This window comes from Geodermatophilus sp. SYSU D01180 (assembly GCF_054050415.1).
Map to the genome: position 1 here is coordinate 53,766 of NZ_JBJGZH010000016.1, position 18,936 is coordinate 72,701.

Genomic DNA, 18,936 nt, shown 5'->3' on the forward strand with positions numbered 1-18,936 from the left:
GCAGCGTAGGCGCGGGGCGTCCGGCGCCGACACGGCCGCGGCACCGGCCTCACCCGCACGCGGGAGGGCGGCCACCGTGCGTGCACGGTGGCCGCCCTCCTCGTCAGGACGCCGGGTCGGGCCGGGGTACGCACCGCTCCCGGCGCGGCGGCCGAGCACGCGCGGAGGCGCTCACCCGTGCTCGGCGGCCGCCTCCGCCCGCACCTGCGCCCGCGCGTCGGCGTAGCGGACCACCTCGAACGTCAGCAGCCCCACCAGGACCGCGGCGAGCACCGCGAGCTGCGCCAGCGCCGGCAGGGGCGCCACGGCCAGCGGCGCGAGCAGCAGCAGCACCGCGACGACGGCCCGCGGCCGGTTGACCGACCCGACGTTGCGCAGCCGGAACGCCAGGTGCGCCAGCAGGTACACCGCGACGCCGGCGTAGAGCGACCACAGGGCGGTCCCCTTCAGCGGGTCGGTCAGGTCGTGGTGCTCGACGTCGCCGACGTACTCGGCGACCTTCTTCAGCCCGAGGGCGAGGAAGATGATCCCGGCGATCATCGGGAAGTGCAGGTAGGTGTAGGAGTCGCGGGCCAGCCGGACCCGGTCCACGCCCTGCTTGCCGGCCAGCACCCGCTCCGCCACCGGGGCGACCACGTCGAAGTAGGACCACCACAGGCACACGCTGACCGTGAGCCCGAGGAGCGCGACGGCCGCGATCGGCAGGGTCAGCGGCAGGTCGGCGACCCCCACGCCGACCGCGATGATCGACTCGCCGAGGGCGATGATCACGATGAGGCCGTGCCGCTCCGCGTAGTGCCGCGGCGCCGGCAGGCGCCAGTCGGTGCCGGAGACGTAGATGCCGGTGTAGTCGACCAGCAGCGCCAGGACCCACAGCAGCGTCTGGGTGGTCCCGCCGGCCAGCGCCCCGGCCACCAGGAGCCCGGCGGCCAGGACGACCGGGACCGCGGTGCGCAGCAGCTGCCGGCGCAACCCGGCGTCGTCCCCCGCCGCGACGAGGTAGACCGCGAGGTGCCCCAGGCGTACCACGGCGATGCACGCGGCCAGCACCAGCGGGGCGCTGAACCCGTCGCCCTCGTCGCGCCACGCCTCGGGGATCGACAGCGCGACGAGGAACAGCGCGCCCATCACCGTGATCAGCGCGCCGCGGACGACGCCCTCGTCGGCCCGGGCCTGGTTGCCCAGCCACGCGTAGCTGCTCCAGGCCCACCACAGCAGCGCGAGGACGAGCAGGCCGCGCACCGCGCTGCGCCAGCCGATGTCCTCGGCCATGAAGGCGGTGACCTGGGTGATCGCGAAGACGAAGACCAGGTCGAAGAAGAGCTCCAGCGTGGTGACCGTGTGGTGCTCCGTCGTCGGCAGCACCCGGGCGTGGGCGTGCACCCCGGACGGTCGATCGGCTCGCGCGGTCACGTGCACCTCCCGCCCGCCGGGCGCGTCCCGGCAACCCGCGACGCGGGCCATCCTGGCCCCTCCCGGCGCCCGGGACGAGGGGCGTTCTCCCAGGGCGGACTCAGGCCGTCCACGTGCCCGGGCGGGGCTGCCCGTACCGGCCGCCGTCCCAGCCCGGGTCCCACGGGAAGCACCCGGCGGGCGAGGCCCAGGTGAGGACGTGCGCCGGCACCGAGTACTCGGCCGGCCGCCGGTACCAGCGGTTGGCGCCGAGCAGCACCTCGCCCGGGTTGGGGCACTCCTCCACGACCAGCTCCTCCCGGCCGGCCTCGAGCAGCTCCCCGGGCACCAGCGACCGGCCGGCCACCACCTCGCGGGCCACCGCGTCGAGCAGGGCGTGCGTGGCGGAGGTCCCGCGCCCGGCGAGCACCAGCTCGGGGTGGCCGAGGCCGAACAGGCCGATGGTGTAGCCGAACGCCGGCTCGTCGGGACGGTCCCCCGGCCCGACGTACTGCACGGCGAAGCGGGCGCGGCGGATGACGGCGGCGAGGTGGGCGTCCTCCTGGTCCAGCCAGGCGGTGGTCTGCGGGTCGTGCGTCATGCCCGGAGCCTGCGGGTCGGCACCGACAGGACGCGCCCGCGCACACCCGGTGGTGGACGCGGGTCCTCCCTGTGGACGACGGCGGCCGGACCGTCGGTCCCCGGGTCCCCCGGCTCAGCCCTCCGCGGACCGCCTGGCCCGCGCCCGCCGCTTGCCCTCGTGCATCGCGGCCACCCGCGCGACCGGGATGGTGTGGCCCTCGGCGACCAGGTCGGCCGGAAGCTCCTGCGGCGCGGGCAGCAGCCGCGCCCACGGGTCGCCGTCGCCCAGCCGGTCCGGCGCGGTGGTGACCGTGACGTCGCCCGGCCGGACCGAGGGCAGGTCCTCCCACGCGACCGGCGCCGACACGGGCAGGCCCGGGCGGATCCGCGGGCTGTAGGCGGCCACGATCGTCGAGGACCCGGAGCGGGTGGAGTCGAGGAAGACCCGCCCGTGCCGGTCCTCCTTGATGTAGGCGGTCGTGGCCAGGTCCGGGTCGAGGGTCGCGGCGCGGGCGGCGAGCGCGCGGGTCGCGGCGGCGGCGTCCTCGGGCCCGGCCCCGCGCACCGGGACGACGACGTGCACGCCCTTGGACCCGCTGGTCTTCACCGCCCCGGCCAGCCCGGCGTCGGCCAGCGCCCGCCGCACCAGCTCCGCGGCCTGCACGACGACCGCGAAGTCGGCGCCCTCCGGCGGGTCGAGGTCGAGCACGATGCCGGTCGGCTCGGTCTCCGCGCCCGCGTGGAAGAACGGGACGTGGAACTCCACGGCCCGCTGGTTGGCCAGCCACAGCAGGGTGCGGCGGTCGTCGCACAGCACCTGGTGCACCTCGCGGTGGGCGCCGGAGGACCACACCGGCACGGTGCGCACCCAGTCCGGCGCGCCCTTGGCCACGTTGCGCTGCATGAACGGCTCCTGGCCCGGCCGCACGCGCTTCACCGACAGCGGCCGGCCCGCCAGCTGCGGCACCAGCCGGTCCGCGAACGCGTCGAGGTGGTCGACCAGGTCGCCCTTGGTGACCCCCAGCCCGTCCCCCAGCGGCGCGTCGAGGCTGGTCAGCCGGACGCCGTCCCGTTCGTCGTCGACCACCGGCCCACCGTGCCCGCCCCGCCCGGGCGCGGCAAGACGGACCTCTTCCGTTCTCCTCGGCTCCTCTGCAGGGGCCCGCCGCGAGCCTGCGAGGGGCGGCGGGAGGGGGGTCCTTCAGACGTCGTAGGTGGCGCCCGGGGTGGCCAGCTCCGCGCCGGGGAACGCCGTCCGCGCCGCGGCCAGCTGCGCGACGGGGTCCACCCACGCCGGCACGTGGGTGACCAGCAGCCGCCGCACCCCGGCCGCGGCCGCGGCCTCCCCCGCCTGCCGGCCGGTGAGGTGCAGGTCCGGCGGGAGCCCGTCCCGGTCGGGGTGGGCGGCCTCGGCCAGCAGCACGTCGGCGCCGTGCGCGAGGTCGACGACGGCCTGCGACGGCCCGGTGTCGCCGGTGTAGACCAGCGAGCTGCCGTGCGCGGTCAGCCGGACGGCGTGGCACTCGATCGGGTGCGCGGTCCGCGCGGTCTGCACGGTGAACGGGCCGAGGACCGCCGACACCGGGGTGGGCGCGAAGTCGAAGACGTCGGTCAGCGGCGCGCCGCCCTCGTCGTAGACCAGGCCCAGCCGCCGCTCGGCGCCGGCCGGGGCGACCATCGGGACCCGGCGCCGCGACGAGCGGCCCGAGTAGCGGTGCCACACCACGAACGGGACGACGTCGAGGCAGTGGTCGGCGTGCAGGTGGGAGAGGTAGACGGCGTCGATCGAGTCGGGGTCGGCCAGCGCCTGCAGCGCGCCGAACGCGCCGCTGCCCAGGTCGAGCAGCACCCGGAAGCCGTCGTGCTCGACGAGGTAGCAGGAGGCCGCCGACGCGGGGCCGGGCCCGCTGCCCGAGCAGCCCACGACCGTGAGCCTCATGCCGCGCCCCCCGGCCGGTCGCACGTCCATCCGCTGTCCATGGCGGGCGCCAGGCTAACCGCCGGTCGGGAGGAGGGCGGCGGCCGGGACGGACAGGACGCCGTCGGCCCAGGACAGGCCGCCCAGGTCGCGGACGACGACGTCGGCCCCGGCGCCGAGCGCCCGCTCCCCCACGCCGACGACCCGCGCGCCGGCCGCCCGGCCGGCGGCGATGCCCGCGTGGCTGTCCTCGAACACCACGGTGTCCTCCGGCGGCACGCCGAGCAGGCGGGCGCCGAGGCGGTAGCCCTCGGGGTCGGGCTTGCCGGTGCGCACGTCGCGGGCGGTGACCAGGGCGCCGGGCAGCGGCAGCCCCGCGGCGGTCAGCCGGGCGGTGGCGAGGTCGGGAGTGCCGGAGGTGACCACCGCCCAGACGCCGGCGGGCAGGCCGGCCAGGAGGTCGGCGGCGCCGGGGACGGCGGCCACGGTGGTCGCGTCCTCGAGCTCGTACCGGTCGATGAGCGCCGTCGCGGCGCCCCGGCCGGGCCCGGGCACCAGGTCGGCCACGGTGTCGGCCGACTGCCGGCCGTGGACGACGGCGAGCACGTCGGCGGGCACCAGGCCGTGCTCGAGCGCCCAGCGCGACCAGGAGGAGGTGACGGCGGCGTCGGAGTCGACCAGGACACCGTCGTTGTCGAACAGCAGGCCCCTGGCGAGGAGCCGTCGGCCACCCTGCAGGGGACCGCCGCGAGCGTGCGAGCGGCGGGGGGCAGGGTGGTCCGTCGTCATGCCCAGAGCTGGCCCTCGAGCGCCGAGGTGGCCTCCTCGAGGGTGCCGGCGTAGGCGCCGGTGGACAGGTACTTCCAGCCGCCGTCGCAGACGATGAACACGATGTCGGCCTTGCGTCCCGCGGCGACCTCGCGGTCGGCGACGCCGAGCGCCGCGTGCAGGATCGCCCCGGTCGAGATGCCGGCGAAGATGCCCTCGCGCTCGACCAGCTGCCGGGTGCGGTGGACGGCGTCCTCGGGACCCACGGAGAACCGCGAGTCCAGCAGCGACGGGTCGTAGAGCTCGGGGATGAACCCCTCGTCGATGTTGCGCAGGCCGTAGACCAGCTCGCCGTAGCGTGGCTCGGCGGCGATCACCTGGACGCCGGGCTTGTGCTCGCGGAAGTAGCGCGAGCAGCCCATAAGCGTGCCGGTGGTGCCGAGGCCCGCGACGAAGTGGGTGATCGACGGCAGGTCCGCGAGGATCTCCGGGGCGGTGCCGGTGTAGTGCGCCTCGGCGTTGGCCGGGTTGCCGTACTGGTAGAGCATCACCCAGTCGTCGTGCTCGGCGGCCATCTCCTTGGCCATCGCGACGGCCTGGTTGGAGCCGCCGGCCGCCGGCGAGCTGACGATCTGCGCGCCGTACATCTCCAGCAGCTGGCGCCGCTCGACGGAGGTGTTCTCCGGCATGACGCAGATGAGCCTGTAGCCGCGCTGCCGGGCCACCATCGCCAGCGAGATGCCGGTGTTGCCGCTGGTCGGCTCGAGGATGGTGGCGCCCGGCTGGAGCGTGCCGTCCTTCTCCGCCGCCTCGATCATCGAGATCGCGGCGCGGTCCTTGATCGACCCGGTGGGGTTGTGGTCCTCGAGCTTGGCCCACAGCCGCACGTCCGGAGTCGGCGACAGGTTCGGCAGCCCGACCAGCGGGGTGCCGCCGAGGGAGTCGACGAGGGAGTTGAAGCGGGCCATGGGGAGCTCTTCCGGGTCTGGGGGGCGGGGCGGGACGGAGCTGCCTCAGCAGCCGCCGGCGACCGCCGGGAGGATGGTGACCGAGTCGCCGTCCTTGACCGCGGTGTCCAGGGCGCCGGTGAAGCGCACGTCCTCGTCGTTGACGTAGACGTTGACGAAGCGGTGCAGCTTGCCCTCCTCCGTCACCAGGCGGCCCTTGAGGCCGGGGTGCTGGGCGTCGAGGTCGTCGACGAGCGCGCCGAGGGTGTCCCCGCTGCCCTCGACGGTCTTGTTGCCGCCGGTGTGGGTGCGCAGGATGGTCGGGATCCGGACCTCGATGGCCATGGCGTGCGGTTCTCCTCGGGAGGGTGGGGACGTGCGGGAGCGCTCGACGTGAGCGCGTGTCGGTGCGGGCAACGCCCGCCCGCCGCCGGGGATTCCGTACCCGGGCGGCACGGCACCGTTCAGTCGTAGACGACGGTGGTCGGCGAGTGGCCGAACAGGTAGGACTCGACGACCTCGACGTCCTCCTCGCTCACCTCGCCGTCGACGATCCGGAAGCTGCGGAACTCGACCTCGTCCCCGGCCAGGCCGGTCTCCCGGCCGTGGTGGCGGGTCGAGACGAGCACGTAGTGGGCGTTGGGCTCGGACGCGTACGCGACGTCCGTCCGCGAGGGGTGCGCCTCGGTGGCGGTGTGCGAGTGGTAGATCACCACCGGCTCCTCGTCCCGGTCGTCCATCTCCCGGTACAGGCGCAGCAGGTCGGCCGAGTCGAACTCGTAGAACGTCGGCGAGCGGGCGGCGTTGAGCATCGGGATGAACCGCTCGGGACGGTCGCTGCCCTCGGGCCCGGCGACGACGCCACAGGCCTCGTCCGGGTGGTCCTCCCGGGCGTGGGCCACGATGGCGTCGTAGGTCGCGCGGTCGATGCGCAGCACGTCCCCAGTCTAGGCGGCGCCCGGGAGCGGCACCGCGGGCACCGGGAGGACCCTCGCCCGACCGGGGCAGGACACCCGGCCGTCGCCGACCGGATACGGTGCGGACCCGTGTGGCTCGAGCTGATCATGGCGGCCGGCGTGGTCGTCGTCGCGCTGCCGGCGCTGTGGCTCGGCCTCCGGGGGCTGACCCTGCGCAGCGGGCACTACAGCAGCGACGTCGCCGCCGACCGCCTGTCGCTGGGGCTGCTCGTCGCGGTGCGCGTGCTGGTGCTCCTGCTGGTGCTGTCCCTGTCGGCGGTGACGCTCGTCTCCACCGTCGGGGCGGTCGTCCGCGACCTGGAGCTGCCCAGCCTCGTGCCGGTCTTCTTCGTGCTGGACCTGCTGCTGGCGGTGCTGGTGCTGCTCACCTTCGGGCGTCGCGCCCGGCGGCGACCGCGTCGACGAGCGACCCCTGCAGCCCGGTGAGCCAGTAGTAGACGGCCAGCTGCTGGCCCTCCTCGCCGGCCGGGTCCTCGGGCGGCTCGGTCTCCTCGGTGATCCCGATCCGCTCCCCCAGCGCCAGCCGGAGGTCGTTGGTGGTGCGCAGCCACGCGCCGGCCTGGTCCCGGTCCAGCCGCACCTCCCCGCCGTCGGCGGGGAGGGAGGCCCGGACGGCGGCCAGGTCGTCGGTCTTGCCCGCGCGCAGCGCCGACTCGGTCAGCTCGCGGTAGTCGGCGGCGAGCCCGGGGTCGGTGCGGTGCCCGGCCGGCAGCAGCCGGGCGACCACCGGGTCGCCCTCGACGTCCTCGGGGTCGGCGCCCAGCAGCTGCTCGAGCTGGTCGAGCAGCAGCCCGAGGACGCCGGCCTCGGCCGGCTCGAGCCGCGCGACGACGTCGGCCCCCTTGCGGCGGAACGGCCTCATGCGTCCTGCTGGTAGGTGGCCCACAGGCCGTAGGCGTGCAGCCGGCTGGTGTCGTGCTCCATCCGCTCGCGTGGACCGGAGCTGACCACCGCCTTGCCGTCGTTGTGCACCTGCAGCATGAGCGTGGTCGCCGTCGGCTCGTCGTAGCCGAACAGCTCCCGCAGCACGTGGGTCACGTAGGTCATGAGGTTCACCGGGTCGTTCCAGACGATGGTGACCCAGGGACGGTCGAGGTCGGCGGTCTCCTCGACCGTGGGTTCGGGCGTCCGTGTCGGCGCGAGTGGTCCGGCCACCCGACCACTCTAGGACGGTGGCTGCCCCGCTCCCCCGGGTGCGGTCGCGGCGGCCGACCTAGGGTCTGGATCATGCCGACGGGTTCCGCCCTGCTCACCGACCGGTACGAGCTGACCATGGTCGCCGCCGCCCTGGCCGACGGCACCGCCGACCGCGACTGCGTGTTCGAGGTCTTCGCCCGGCGCCTCCCGCACGGCCGCCGCTACGGCGTCGTCGCCGGCACCGGCCGGCTGCTGGAGCTGCTGCCCTCCTTCCGCTTCGGCGACGAGGAGCTGGCCACCCTCCGCGAGCAGGGCCTGACCGACGCGCGGCTGCTGGACTGGCTGGCCGACTTCCGCTTCTCCGGCGACGTCGACGGCTACGCCGAGGGCGAGCTGTTCTTCCCCGGCTCCCCGGTGCTCACCGTGCGCGCGCCCTTCGCCGAGGGCGTGCTGCTGGAGACCCTGGTCCTCTCGGTGCTCAACCACGACAGCGCGATCGCCTCGGCTGCGGCCCGCATGGTGGGGGCGGCCTGCGAGCGGCCGTGCATCGAGATGGGCTCGCGGCGCACCCACGAGCAGGCCGCGGTCGCCGCGGCGCGGGCGGCCTACCTGGTCGGCTTCACCGCCAGCTCCAACCTGGAGGCCGGCCGCCGGTACGGGGTGCCGACGACGGGCACCAGCGCGCACGCGTTCACCCTCCTGCACGACGACGAGGCCGCCGCCTTCCGCGCGCAGGTCGACACCCTCGGCGTCGGCACCACGCTGCTGGTGGACACCTACGACGTCGTCCAGGGCATCACGACGGCGGTCGAGGTGGCCGGGCCGGAGCTCGGCGCCATCCGGCTGGACTCCGGCGACCTGCCGACGCTGGCCACCGCCGCCCGCCGCCAGCTCGACGAGCTGGGCGCCACGAAGACGCGGATCATCGTCACCAGCGACCTCGACGAGTACGCGATCGCCGGGCTCATGGCCGCGCCGGTCGACGGGTACGGCGTCGGCACCTCGCTGGTCACCGGCTCGGGCGCGCCGACCGCCGGGATGGTCTACAAGCTGGTGCAGCGCGACGGCGTGCCGGTGGCCAAGCGCTCGGAGGGCAAGAACTCCACCGGCGGCCGCAAGACCGCTGTCCGCCGGCACGACGCCGACGGGACGGCGACCGCCGAGGTGGTCAGCAGCGGGCGGGTCGAGCCGCGCGACGGCGACCGGCAGCTGCTGGTCGAGCTGGTCCGCGGCGGCGAGCCGGTGACGCCGGCGTCGCCGGCCGACGCGCTCCAGGCGGCGGCCGCGCACCACCGCCGGGCGCGCGAGGCCCTGCCGCAGGAGGCATGGGCGCTCTCCCGCGGGGAACCCGCACTGGAGACGGTGACGGCGTGAACGGAGGTCCCGCGGTGACGCGCGCACTGCTGGTGGTGGACGTGCAGAACGACTTCTGCGAGGGCGGCAGCCTGGCGGTGGCCGGGGGTGCGGCGGTGGCGGCGGCGATCACCGAGCACGTGCGGTCCGCCGACTACGCGTACGTGGTCGCCACGCGCGACCACCACGTCGACCCGGGCGACCACTTCCACGAGGAACCGGACTACCTGGAGACCTGGCCGGCGCACTGCGTCGCCGGCACGAGCGGGCTGGAGCTGCACCCGTCGCTGGACCGCGGGCCGCTCGACGCCGTGTTCGACAAGGGCCACTACGCGGCGGCCTACTCCGGCTTCGAGGGTCGGGCCGACGGCGTCCCCCTGGCGGACTGGCTGCACGAGCGGGGCGTGGACGCCGTCGACGTCGTCGGGATCGCCACCGACCACTGCGTGCGGGCCACCGCGCTCGACGCCGTCGCGGCGGGTTTCGCGACCCGCGTGCTGCTCGACCTCACCGCGGGGGTGTCCGAGGCCTCGACCGAGGCGGCGCTGGACCAGCTGCGCACCGCCGGCGTCGAGCTGGAGGGCGCGGTCACCCACCCCTGAGGCGAGCCGCCCCTGCGAGCGGTCGTGCCCGGGGGCGGGCCCGGAGGGTCCCCGCCGGGTGCGACGGGCGGGCTCGACGCAGAAGGGGTACGACCCGTGGCCGCGGTGCCGTCCGGTAGGACGGCAGATCACACAGTGTCACAGCGCGTCCATCACCTCGTCGCGGGTGAAGCCGAGGACCTGCAGGACGGCGTCGAGGTAGGGCTGGTTCAGCGCGGTGTGCGCCTGCTCGCGCACCACGGGCTTGGCGTTGAACGCGATGCCGAGCCCGGCGGCGTTGAGCATGTCGAGGTCGTTGGCGCCGTCGCCGACCGCGACCGTCTGCTCCAGCGGGATGCCGTGCTCGGCGGCGAAGCGGGCCAGCGCGCGGGCCTTGCCCGCCCGGTCGACGATCTCGCCCACCAGGCCGCCGGTGAGCCTCCCGTCGGCGACCTCGAGGGTGTTGGCCGCGGCGAAGTCGAGGCCGAGCGCGGCGGCCAGCGGGTCGGTGATCTGGCTGAACCCGCCGCTGACGATGCCGCAGCGGAACCCGAGCCGCTGCAGCGTGCGGATGAGCGTGCGGGCGCCCGGGGTGAGCTCCAGGTGCTCGCGCACCTCGTCGAGCACCTCGACCGGCAGGCCCGCCAGCGTGGCCACCCGGGCCCGCAGCGACTCGGCGAAGTCCAGCTCGCCGTTCATCGCCGCCGCGGTGATCCGGGCGACCTCGGCCGCGCGCCCGGCCCGGGCGGCCAGCTCGTCGATGACCTCGCCCCGCACCAGCGTGGAGTCGACGTCGAGGACGATCAGCCGCTTGCTGCGCCGGGCGAGCCCGACCTGCTCGACGGCGATGTCGGCGCCGGTGGCGGCGGCGACGGCGGCCAGCGCGGTGCGCAGCTCGGTGGCCCCGGCCCCGGAGACGGTGAGCTCCAGCGACGTGACCGGGCGGTCCGACAGCCGCCGGATCGCGTCGATGTTGCCGCCGACGCCCGCGATGGCGGTGGCCGCGCCGGCGACCGCGGAGGGCGGCACGGGCCGGCCGAGCAGGATCACGTGGTGCGGCCGCCCGGTGGGCGTGGTGCCGGCGCCGCGGCCGGAGGCGGTCTCCACCGCGACCCGGAGGCCGGTGGCGCGGGCGACCTCGGTGGCCAGCCGGCCCAGGCAGGCGAGGAACCCGGCCTCGTCCACCGCGCCGTCGGCCGGCCGGGCGCCGATGACGACCCCGAGGACCAGCTGGCCGTGCACGACGACCTGTTCGACGTCGACCACCTCGACCGGCGGGAGCCCCTGGTCGCCGGAGGCGAGGGCCCCGAACAGCCGGGCGGTCACGCCGGGCCGGTCGGCGCCGGTGACCGTGAGGACCGCGCGGGGCCCGTCGGGGGCGGCCTGCGGACGCGTGCGGGGTGCGGGGTCGAGCGGCACGGCGGCCATCGTGCCGCACTCCCGCGGGGGCTCCGGGCGGTGGTCCCGGAGACGAGGCGACGCCCCGCCGGCCGGAGCCGACGGGGCGTCGTCGTGACGAGGTGCCTTGTGGGTGGCCCCGCTGCAGGGTCCCACCCCGAGCCTGCGAGGGGTGGGGCAGCGGGGTCCTCCTAGAAGGGGTCGGGGTCGTTGGGACCCTGACGGGGGCCGGTGCCCTCGGCGAGCTCGCTGACGCCGCCGTAGGGCTGGTGCCGCTTGCCGACGTGCGCCTCGGCGTGCAGCCGCTCGACGAGGTGCGGGTAGTGCGCCTCGAAGGCCGGGCGCTCCGACCGGATCCGCGGGATCTCGGTGAAGTTGTGCCGCGGCGGCGGCGAGGACGTCGCCCACTCCAGCGAGTTGCCGTGGCCCCACGGGTCGTCGCGCAGCGCGAGCCGACCGTACTTCCACGACTTCACCACGTTGTACAGCCACGGGATGGTCGAGGCGCCCAGGACGAACGACCCGATCGTGGAGATCACGTGCAGGGTGGTGAACCCGTCGGTGGGCAGGTAGTCGACGTACCGCCGCGGCATGCCCTCGGTGCCCAGCCAGTGCTGCACGAGGAACGTCGCGTGGAAGCCGATGAACACCAGCCAGAAGTGCAGCTTGCCCAGCCGCTCGTCCATCATCCGGCCCGACATCTTCGGGAACCAGAAGTAGATGCCGGCGTAGGCGGCGAAGACCACGGTGCCGAAGACGACGTAGTGGAAGTGCGCGACGACGAAGTAGCTGTCGTTGACGTGCCAGTCCAGCGGCGGGCTGGCCAGCAGCACGCCGGTCAGGCCGCCCAGGAGGAAGGTCACGAGGAAGCCGATGGAGAACAGCATGGGCGTCTCGAACGTCAGCTGGCCGCGCCACATGGTGCCGATCCAGTTGAAGAACTTGATGCCGGTCGGCACGGCGATGAGGTAGGTCAGGAACGCGAAGAACGGCAGCAGGACCGCGCCGGTCGCGTACATGTGGTGCGCCCACACGGTGAGCGACAGGCCACCGATGAGCAGCGTGGCGCCGACCATGCCCTTGTAGCCGAACAGCGGCTTGCGCGAGAACACCGGGATGATCTCGGTGATGATGCCGAAGAACGGCAGCGCGATGATGTAGACCTCGGGGTGGCCGAAGAACCAGAACAGGTGCTGCCACAGCATCGGGCCGCCGTTCTCGTCCGAGTAGACGAGGGCGCCGAGGTTGCGGTCGGCCAGCATGCCGAAGATCGCGGCGGTGAGGATCGGGAAGGCCAGCAGCACCAGCAGGCTGGTGACCAGCGTGTTCCAGGTGAAGATCGGCATCCGGAACATGGTCATGCCCGGCGCCCGCAGGCAGGCGATCGTGGCGGTGAAGTTGACCGCGCCGAGGATGGTGCCCAGACCGCTGACCGCCAGGCCCGAGAACCACAGGTTGGCACCGGGGCCCGGGGAGTGGACGGCGTCGGACAGCGGGGCGTAGGCGTACCAGCCGAAGTCGGCCGCGCCGCTGGGGGTGAAGAAGCCCGAGACCGCGATGAGGCTGCCGAAGAAGAACAGCCAGAACGAGAAGGCGTTCAGCCGCGGGAAGGCGACGTCCGGCGAGCCGATCTGCAGCGGCATGATCAGGTTCGAGAACGCGAAGAACAGCGGCGTCGCGAACATCAGCAGCATGATCGTGCCGTGCATCGTGACGAGCTGGTTGTACTGCTCGGGCGACAGGAACTGCAGCCCGGGCTGGCCCAGCTCACCGCGGATCAGCATGGCCATGAAGCCACCCACGATGAACCAGGCGAACGAGGTGGCCATGTACATCAGGCCGATGGTCTTGTGGTCCGTGGTCCGCAGCAGGTTCGAGAGCCGCGCACCCCGCTGGACCTCGCGAGCCGGACTGGGCCGGCTCACGATCGGTGCAGGCGCGATCGTCACGAGCGCAGCTTAGACCGAGGGCGTCGGGCCCGTCGGGCCCGACCGGGGAGGCGCGCCGCAGCTCACGGCGCCGTCGGGGACGGCGTTCAGGTCACGTCATGATCAAGACGGGTTTCCGCGCTGCTCACCAGGGGAACAGGACCGTCCGAGCCTGGAGATCCCAGCGCCTCGGCCACCCGGCCATCCCCTCAGGAGGTCCCACGTGGAGCTTCTCTGGAACATCATCGTGCTCATCGTGGTCGGCGCCATCGCCGGCTTCATCGCGCGGGCCGTCGTCCCCGGCAAGCAGTCCATGAGCGTCGGGATGACGATCGTCCTCGGCATCATCGGCTCGTTCGTCGGCAACCTGCTCGGCAGCCTGATCAGCGGCAACGGCTTCGAGCTCGGCACCGCCGGCATCATCGGCTCGATCCTGGGCGCGATCGTGGTGCTGCTGGTCTACGTCTTCGCCACCCGCGGACGGACCCGCACGCGCGTCTGACCCACGCGGGACCCCCGGCGCCTCGGGGGACATCGGGAGCCCTGCGTCCAGTCGCACAGGAGGGGCCCGGCCGTCACGGCCGGGCCCCTCCTGCGTGTGCGGGCGGGGTCCAGGTGGTGACGTCGACCGCGAGGGTCACCCGCACGCGCTCCGGCAGGGCGGCGACCGCGGCGGCCAGCCGTTCCGAGGTCAGGTGCCGGGCGTGCGGCCCCATCCCCACGACGGTGGTCACGGTGCGGCGGTCGAGCTCCAGCTCCTCCCGGTGCCGCACGCGCCCGGCCGGCACGAGGTGCGGCTCCAGGGCCGCGGACAGCCGGGCCTCCTTCTCCGGGTCCACCCGCAGCAGCCCCAGCGGCCCGACCAGTTCGGCGAGGTGCTCGGGCGCCGGGGTGGCGACCACCAGCCGGCCGCCGGGGCGCAGCACCCGCGCGGTCTCCGGGCCGTTCCGCGGGGCGAACACCACCATCGCCCGGTCGACGGCGGCGTCGCGGACCGGCAGCCGGGCCCAGGTGTCGGCGACGACGGCGAGCGCCCGCGGCGAGGCACCGGCCGCCCGCCTGGCCGCGTACCGCGAGGAGTCGAGCACCACGCCGACGGCGCCCGGCAGCGCGTCCAGCACGCCCGCCAGGTGGTGCCCGGTGCCCCCGCCGAGGTCCAGGACGGCGTCCACCGGCCCCTCCCCCGCGGCGACCGCGGCGGCCAGGACCCGGGTGAGCCCGGCGTAGGTCCCGGCGGAGAGCACCTCCGCGCGGTCGGCGACCATCGCCGCGGTGTCCCCGGTCGGCGGCGTGTGGCCCGGCGGCAGCAGCGTCACGTGGCCCTGCCGGGCGCGGTCGAAGGAGTGGCCGGCCGGGCAGCGCAGGCCGGCGTCGCCGGCGAGCGCGGCCAGCTCCGCGCCGCAGACGGGACAGGCCAGCACTGCCACCGCCCGCGGCGGCCAGGGCCGCCACCGGCTCACGGCGCACCGACCGTGACCGGGGGCGGCGCCGGCTCGGCCGTCCGGGCGGGCACGACGGCGACGGCGGCCGCGGCGGCGGCCGCGCCGAGCGCGAACGCCGCCGGGTAGCCGGGTCCGCCGTCGGCGAGCAGCGCCGCCAGCGGGACGGTCAGCGCGGCCGCCAGGTTCTGCGCGGTGTTGTGCGCGCCCAGCGCGCGCCCGGCCCAGGCGCTGCCGGCCTGCTCGGCCACCGAGGTGAACGCCACCCCGTTCGGGCTCACCGTGGCGACCGCGGCCAGCGCCACCGCCGCCGCGGCGGCCCCCGGGCCGAGGAGGTCCGGCGTCAGGGCCGCGACCGCGGCGAGCAGCCCGACGACGACGGCCACCGCCCCCGCGACGTGCCGCAGCGGCCCGAGCCGGCTGCCCACCCGGTCCGACCACGCGCCCGCGCCGAGCCGCGCGGCGACCCCGCCGGCCTGCGCGACCGCCAGCAGCGTCCCGGCGCCGGCCGCGCTCCAGCCGGCGCCGCGCACCAGCCAGTCGAAGGCCAGCCCGGCGACGGCGAACTGCGGCACGACGAGCAGGGTGCTGGCCGCGTGCACCCGCCACAGCACCGGGCTGCGGTAGGGCGAGGCGGGCCGCGGGGCACCGTCGGTGCGCGGCGGCCGGGCCGGGTCGCGGACGAGCAGGCCGACGAGGACGGCGGTGACCGCGCAGCCGGCGGCGAGGAAGGCGAAGGCGCCGCCGGGGCCGTCGGCGGCCAGCCGCGGCAGCGTCAGGGCGGCGAGGCCCACGCCCAGCGGCTGGCCGGCCTGCCGGACGCCCATCGCCAGCCCGCGCTGCTCCGGCGGGAACCAGCCGAGCACCAGCCGGCCGCTGGCCGCGTGCACCGACGCGCTGCCCGCCCCGGCCAGCAGCAGCCACAGGCCGGTGGGCACGGCGGCGTCGGCCAGTGCGGCGCCGGTCAGCGCCCCGGCGGCGACCGCGAGCCCGGCGGAGAGCACCAGCCGCTCGCCGTACCGGTCGGCCAGCACGCCCCAGAGCAACAGCGCGCACACCAGGCCGGCGGTGGGCGCGGCGACCAGCAGGCCGGCCTGCGGCAGCGTCAGCCCCTCCTCCCGCAGCGCCAGGGTGAGGAACGGCATCCCGTTCTGCGCCGCGCAGGCGGCGACCAGTCCGGTCAGGCCGACGGCCAGGTGGCGCCAGCGGGCGGCGGGCGGGGACGCCGGCGGGAGGGCCGTCACCGGGCGACCGGGTGGAAGACCACCTCGGTGAGCACGCCGCCGTCGGCGACCGCGGTGACGAAGGTGCCGTGCGGCTGCCGGCGCCGGTCGGTGGGCGAGCCGGGGTTGACCAGCCGCAGGCCGGTGTCCGCGGTGGTGTCCCACGGGATGTGGCTGTGGCCGAAGAACAGCACGTCGGTGTCCGGGAAGCGCGCGGCGCAGCGGCGCTCGCGCCCCTTGGCGTCACCGGTCTCGTGGACGACGGCGACCCGCAGCCCGCCCACCTCGGCGCGCGCCACCTCCGGCAGCCGCTCGCGCAGCGGACCGTGGTCGTTGTTGCCGTACACCGCGAGCACGGCCCGGGCGCGGGACTCGAGGGCGTCGAGCAGCGCGACGTCGACCCAGTCGCCGGCGTGCACGACGAGGTCCGCGGCCTCGATGGCGGCCCAGAGGGAATGCGGCAGGTCACGGGCCCGCTTCGGGAGGTGCGTGTCGGCGGTCACCACCAGCGAGACGGACACGACCCCATGGTCGCAGGGGGCTAGGTTGCTCCCTCGGCCGACGACCTCGGCCCCTGCTCACCACTCCCTGAGGACCCCATGACCCACCCGTCGTCCACCCCTGCCGCCGGGCCGGACACCCCGGCCGCGGCGCCCTACGAGAAGCGCTGGCTCGCCCTCGGCGTCATCGCGATGACCGTCCTGCTGGTCATCCTCGACGCCACGATCGTCAACATCGCACTACCGGCGGTGTCGGCCGACCTCGGCATCTCGGCCGCGACCCAGCAGTGGATCGTCACCGCCTACACCCTCACCTTCGGCGGCTTCCTGCTGCTCGGCGGCCGCATCGCCGACTTCTGGGGCCGCAAGCGCACCTACCTGGTCGGCGCGGCCGGCTTCGCCATCGCCTCGGCGCTCGGCGGCATCGCGCAGAACGAGGCGATGCTGTTCGGCGCCCGCGCGCTGCAGGGGGTCTTCGGCGCGCTGCTGGCGCCGGCCTCGCTCGCGCTGCTCACCGTGCTGTTCACCGACCCGAAGGAGCGCGCCAAGGCGTTCGGCGTCTACGGCGCGATCGCCGGCGGCGGGTCGGCGGTGGGCCTGCTGCTCGGCGGCGTCCTCACCGAGTACGCCGACTGGCGCTGGTGCTTCTGGGTGAACCTGCCGGTCGCGCTGCTCGCCGTCGTCCTGGCGATCCCGATCGTCCCGGAGAGCCGGGCGCCCGGGGACACCAGGTACGACATCCCCGGCGCCGTGCTGGTCACCCTCGGCCTCGCCTCGATCGTCTACGGCTTCACCCGGGTGGCCGAGGCCTCGCAGACCAACGCCGCCGAGGCCGCGGCCGCCAACGCGCAGGCCGCCGCGCAGGGCAGCACCACCCTCGTGTCCCCCGAGTCCGGGTGGGCCGACGGCCTGGCGTGGGTGTTCATCGTCGCGGGCCTGGTCCTGGTGGCGCTGTTCGTGCTGCTGGAGCTGCGGACCCGCAACCCGCTGCTGCCGATGCGCATCGTGCTCGACCGCAACCGCGGCGGCGCCTACCTGACCTCGACGCTGGTCGGCGCCGGGCTCATCGGGGCGTTCTTCTTCCTGAGCCTGTACTTCCAGCAGGTGCTCGGCTACGAGCCGGTCGTCGCGGGCGTCGCCTCGCTGCCGACGACGCTGGGCGTGTTCATCTCGGCCGGCGCGGCCAGCGCGCTGGTGCCGCGGGTCGGCCCGAAGCCGCTCATGGTGCTCGGCGGCCTGCTCGCCGCGGGCGGGCTGTTCACGCTGTCGTTCGTCGGCCTGGACACCGGCTTCTGGGAGCTGCCCTTCCCCGGCCAGCTGCTGCTCGGCCTGGGCCTGGGCTTCACCTTCGTGCCGCTGTCCAACCTGGCGCTGGTCGGCGCCGGCGAGCACGACGCGGGGGCGGCGAGCGCGATGCTCAACGCCACCCAGCAGGTCGGCGCCTCGATCGGCACCGCCGTCCTGGCCTCGCTGTCGGTGGGCGCGATCAGCGCCTACACCGCGGACGCGCTGACCTCGGGAGCGAACCCGCAGGACCCGGCGGTCGGCCTGCAGGGCCAGGTCGAGGGCTACACCACCGCCTTCACCTGGGCGGCCGCGCTGCTCGTCGTCGGCGCGCTGGTGGCCGCGGTCCTCATCAAGGCCACCAAGGAGGACCTGCCGGCCGGCGACGTCGCCGTGCACGTCGGCTGACCGTCCCTCCGCAGCGCACCGCCCGCGTCCCCGCCCGGGGACGCGGGCGGTGCCGCGTTCAGGAGCCGGAGCGGGCGGCGAGCTGCTTCAGGCGCGCGTTGTAGGCCTCGAGCTCGGCGTCGTCGGTGCGCCGGGCGACGCGGTCCATCCGGCGGCCGCGGCGCTCCTCGGAGCCCATCCAGCTGAACAGGACGACGACGAGGACGAGGACGGTCGGCAGCTCGCCGAAGGACCACGCGATGCTGCCGGCGGCGTTCTGGTCGGCGAGCGGGTCGACGCCCCAGCCGGCGGGCGGGTCGGCGAAGGTCCGCACCACCAGCGACGTCGACATCATGATCGCGACGCCGAAGAAGGCGTGCAGCGGCATCGGGATCAGCAGCTCGAGCATGCGGCCGGCGTGACCCACCTGCCGGGGCCACGGGTCCTGGGCGAGGATCGGGCCGAAGAACAGCAGCCCGGTCACCGTGAAGTGGGCGAGCATGAACTGGTGGCCGACCGGGTCGCCCATCAGCGCGTCGAAGATCGGCGTGAAGTAGACGCCGTAGAGGCTGACCAGGAACAGCGGCAGCGTGAACAGCGGGTGCGAGAGGAAGCGCGCGACCCGGCTGTGCAGGGCGTCGAGCAGCAGCGCCCGCGGGACGCCGGCCACTCCCCTGCCCCGTGGCAGTGACCGCAGCGCCAGCGTCACCGGCCGGCCGAGCAGCAGGAGCAGCGGCGCGACCATGGACAGCACCATGTGCTGCGCCATGTGCACGCTGAACAGCACCATGCTGTAGCCGTTGAGCCAGGTCCCGGTGACGGCGAACAGCGACAGGCAGCCGGCCACCCAGGACGCCGCGCGCCACCACGGCCAGGCCACGCCCGAGCGGCGCAGCCGGACCAGGCCGGCCAGGTAGGCCAGCACGCCGAGCAGGGCGAGGACCGGCAGCACCGACCACGCGTCCAGGTGGGGCAGGAAGACCCGTCCCCACGTGGGTGGCTCGTCGGGCACCCACATGCCCGAGTGGTGCCCGTGCTCCACCTGCGCCTCCAGACCGTCCGACGTACTCGTCCACTGTCCCACCAGGTGACGTGATGGAACGGCCGCCCTTCAGGGTCCCG

General features: G+C 75.1%; 21 protein-coding genes. 5 read left to right on the top strand and 16 right to left on the bottom strand.

The features are described 5' to 3' along the window. Window positions 1-171 precede the first annotated feature (171 nt). The 8 genes from ACI8AA_RS15445 to ACI8AA_RS15480 form a co-directional block, all read right to left on the bottom strand. A complete protein-coding gene (locus tag ACI8AA_RS15445) occupies window positions 172-1,413 on the bottom strand; it encodes a low temperature requirement protein A (protein ID WP_457045284.1) in 1,242 nt (413 codons plus the stop codon). Window positions 1,414-1,513: 100 nt separating this feature from the next. Further along, complete coding sequence (locus ACI8AA_RS15450) at window positions 1,514-1,993, bottom strand: DUF4262 domain-containing protein (protein WP_457045285.1); 480 nt, start codon at window positions 1,991-1,993, stop codon at window positions 1,514-1,516. 114 nt (window positions 1,994-2,107) lie between these two features. Continuing rightward, window positions 2,108-3,061, bottom strand: coding sequence for a DNA polymerase domain-containing protein (locus ACI8AA_RS15455; protein WP_457045286.1), 954 nt, complete (start codon window positions 3,059-3,061; stop codon window positions 2,108-2,110). Between the two features lie 114 nt (window positions 3,062-3,175). Continuing rightward, window positions 3,176-3,913 (bottom strand): MBL fold metallo-hydrolase, encoded by a 738-nt coding sequence (locus ACI8AA_RS15460; protein WP_457045287.1) that lies wholly within the window; start codon window positions 3,911-3,913, stop codon window positions 3,176-3,178. A gap of 54 nt (window positions 3,914-3,967) precedes the next feature. Continuing rightward, window positions 3,968-4,681, bottom strand: a complete 714-nt coding sequence (locus tag ACI8AA_RS15465) for an HAD-IA family hydrolase (protein WP_457045288.1) — start codon at window positions 4,679-4,681, stop codon at window positions 3,968-3,970. Beyond that, window positions 4,678-5,628: a PLP-dependent cysteine synthase family protein gene (locus tag ACI8AA_RS15470; protein WP_456935200.1), complete on the bottom strand. Its 951-nt coding sequence runs from the start codon at window positions 5,626-5,628 to the stop codon at window positions 4,678-4,680. The genes ACI8AA_RS15465 and ACI8AA_RS15470 overlap by 4 nt, the downstream gene beginning before the upstream one ends. A gap of 45 nt (window positions 5,629-5,673) precedes the next feature. Beyond that, window positions 5,674-5,952, bottom strand: a complete 279-nt coding sequence (locus ACI8AA_RS15475; RefSeq protein ID WP_456935201.1) for a ubiquitin-like small modifier protein 1 — start codon at window positions 5,950-5,952, stop codon at window positions 5,674-5,676. A gap of 119 nt (window positions 5,953-6,071) precedes the next feature. After that, window positions 6,072-6,545, bottom strand: coding sequence for a Mov34/MPN/PAD-1 family protein (locus tag ACI8AA_RS15480; RefSeq protein WP_457045289.1), 474 nt, complete (start codon window positions 6,543-6,545; stop codon window positions 6,072-6,074). A gap of 108 nt (window positions 6,546-6,653) precedes the next feature. On the opposite strand from ACI8AA_RS15480, the gene ACI8AA_RS15485 reads away from it, so the two are divergent. Continuing rightward, the gene (locus ACI8AA_RS15485; RefSeq protein ID WP_457045290.1) at window positions 6,654-7,010 is read left to right on the top strand and encodes a hypothetical protein; all 357 of its coding nucleotides are present in this window, start codon (window positions 6,654-6,656) and stop codon (window positions 7,008-7,010) included. Here ACI8AA_RS15485 and ACI8AA_RS15490 read toward each other — a convergent pair. Both ACI8AA_RS15490 and clpS read right to left on the bottom strand, forming a co-directional pair. Continuing rightward, a complete protein-coding gene (locus tag ACI8AA_RS15490; RefSeq protein WP_457045291.1) occupies window positions 6,949-7,446 on the bottom strand; it encodes a DUF2017 family protein in 498 nt (165 codons plus the stop codon). The two genes, ACI8AA_RS15485 and ACI8AA_RS15490, sit on opposite strands and share 62 nt — an antisense overlap. After that, window positions 7,443-7,739, bottom strand: a complete 297-nt coding sequence (gene clpS, locus ACI8AA_RS15495) for an ATP-dependent Clp protease adapter ClpS (protein WP_387985781.1) — start codon at window positions 7,737-7,739, stop codon at window positions 7,443-7,445. Before clpS ends, ACI8AA_RS15490 begins: the two co-directional genes overlap by 4 nt. 72 nt (window positions 7,740-7,811) lie before the next feature. Here clpS and ACI8AA_RS15500 point away from each other — a divergent pair, with 72 nt between their 5' ends. Continuing rightward, complete coding sequence (locus ACI8AA_RS15500; protein WP_457045292.1) at window positions 7,812-9,095, top strand: nicotinate phosphoribosyltransferase; 1,284 nt, start codon at window positions 7,812-7,814, stop codon at window positions 9,093-9,095. Between the two features lie 14 nt (window positions 9,096-9,109). Further along, complete coding sequence (locus ACI8AA_RS15505) at window positions 9,110-9,676, top strand: isochorismatase family protein (protein ID WP_457045293.1); 567 nt, start codon at window positions 9,110-9,112, stop codon at window positions 9,674-9,676. Between the two features lie 138 nt (window positions 9,677-9,814). Here ACI8AA_RS15505 and serB read toward each other — a convergent pair whose 3' ends face one another. Both serB and ctaD read right to left on the bottom strand, forming a co-directional pair. After that, window positions 9,815-11,083, bottom strand: coding sequence for a phosphoserine phosphatase SerB (gene serB, locus ACI8AA_RS15510; RefSeq protein ID WP_457045294.1), 1,269 nt, complete (start codon window positions 11,081-11,083; stop codon window positions 9,815-9,817). A 161-nt stretch (window positions 11,084-11,244) separates the two neighbouring features. Then, window positions 11,245-13,002 (bottom strand): aa3-type cytochrome oxidase subunit I, encoded by a 1,758-nt coding sequence (gene ctaD, locus ACI8AA_RS15515; RefSeq protein WP_457045295.1) that lies wholly within the window; start codon window positions 13,000-13,002, stop codon window positions 11,245-11,247. Window positions 13,003-13,204: 202 nt separating this feature from the next. Between ctaD and ACI8AA_RS15520 the strand changes: the two genes are divergently transcribed. Further along, window positions 13,205-13,483, top strand: a complete 279-nt coding sequence (locus tag ACI8AA_RS15520; RefSeq protein WP_456926028.1) for a GlsB/YeaQ/YmgE family stress response membrane protein — start codon at window positions 13,205-13,207, stop codon at window positions 13,481-13,483. Window positions 13,484-13,556: 73 nt separating this feature from the next. Here ACI8AA_RS15520 and ACI8AA_RS15525 read toward each other — a convergent pair whose 3' ends face one another. The 3 genes from ACI8AA_RS15525 to ACI8AA_RS15535 are packed head-to-tail and all read right to left on the bottom strand — an operon-like array spanning window position 13,557 to window position 16,164. Next, entirely contained in the window at window positions 13,557-14,408 is an 852-nt protein-coding gene (locus ACI8AA_RS15525; protein ID WP_457045345.1) for a putative RNA methyltransferase, read from the bottom strand. 29 nt (window positions 14,409-14,437) lie between these two features. Next, window positions 14,438-15,664 (bottom strand): MFS transporter, encoded by a 1,227-nt coding sequence (locus ACI8AA_RS15530; protein ID WP_457045296.1) that lies wholly within the window; start codon window positions 15,662-15,664, stop codon window positions 14,438-14,440. Next, window positions 15,661-16,164: a metallophosphoesterase family protein gene (locus ACI8AA_RS15535; protein ID WP_457045297.1), complete on the bottom strand. Its 504-nt coding sequence runs from the start codon at window positions 16,162-16,164 to the stop codon at window positions 15,661-15,663. The genes ACI8AA_RS15530 and ACI8AA_RS15535 overlap by 4 nt, the downstream gene beginning before the upstream one ends. Before the next feature lie 78 nt (window positions 16,165-16,242). Between ACI8AA_RS15535 and ACI8AA_RS15540 the strand changes: the two genes are divergently transcribed. After that, window positions 16,243-17,835 (top strand): MFS transporter, encoded by a 1,593-nt coding sequence (locus ACI8AA_RS15540; RefSeq protein WP_457045298.1) that lies wholly within the window; start codon window positions 16,243-16,245, stop codon window positions 17,833-17,835. A 58-nt stretch (window positions 17,836-17,893) separates the two neighbouring features. Here ACI8AA_RS15540 and ACI8AA_RS15545 read toward each other — a convergent pair whose 3' ends face one another. Then, entirely contained in the window at window positions 17,894-18,898 is a 1,005-nt protein-coding gene (locus ACI8AA_RS15545) for a cytochrome c oxidase assembly protein (RefSeq protein ID WP_457045299.1), read from the bottom strand. Between the last annotated feature and the right edge of the window lie 38 nt (window positions 18,899-18,936).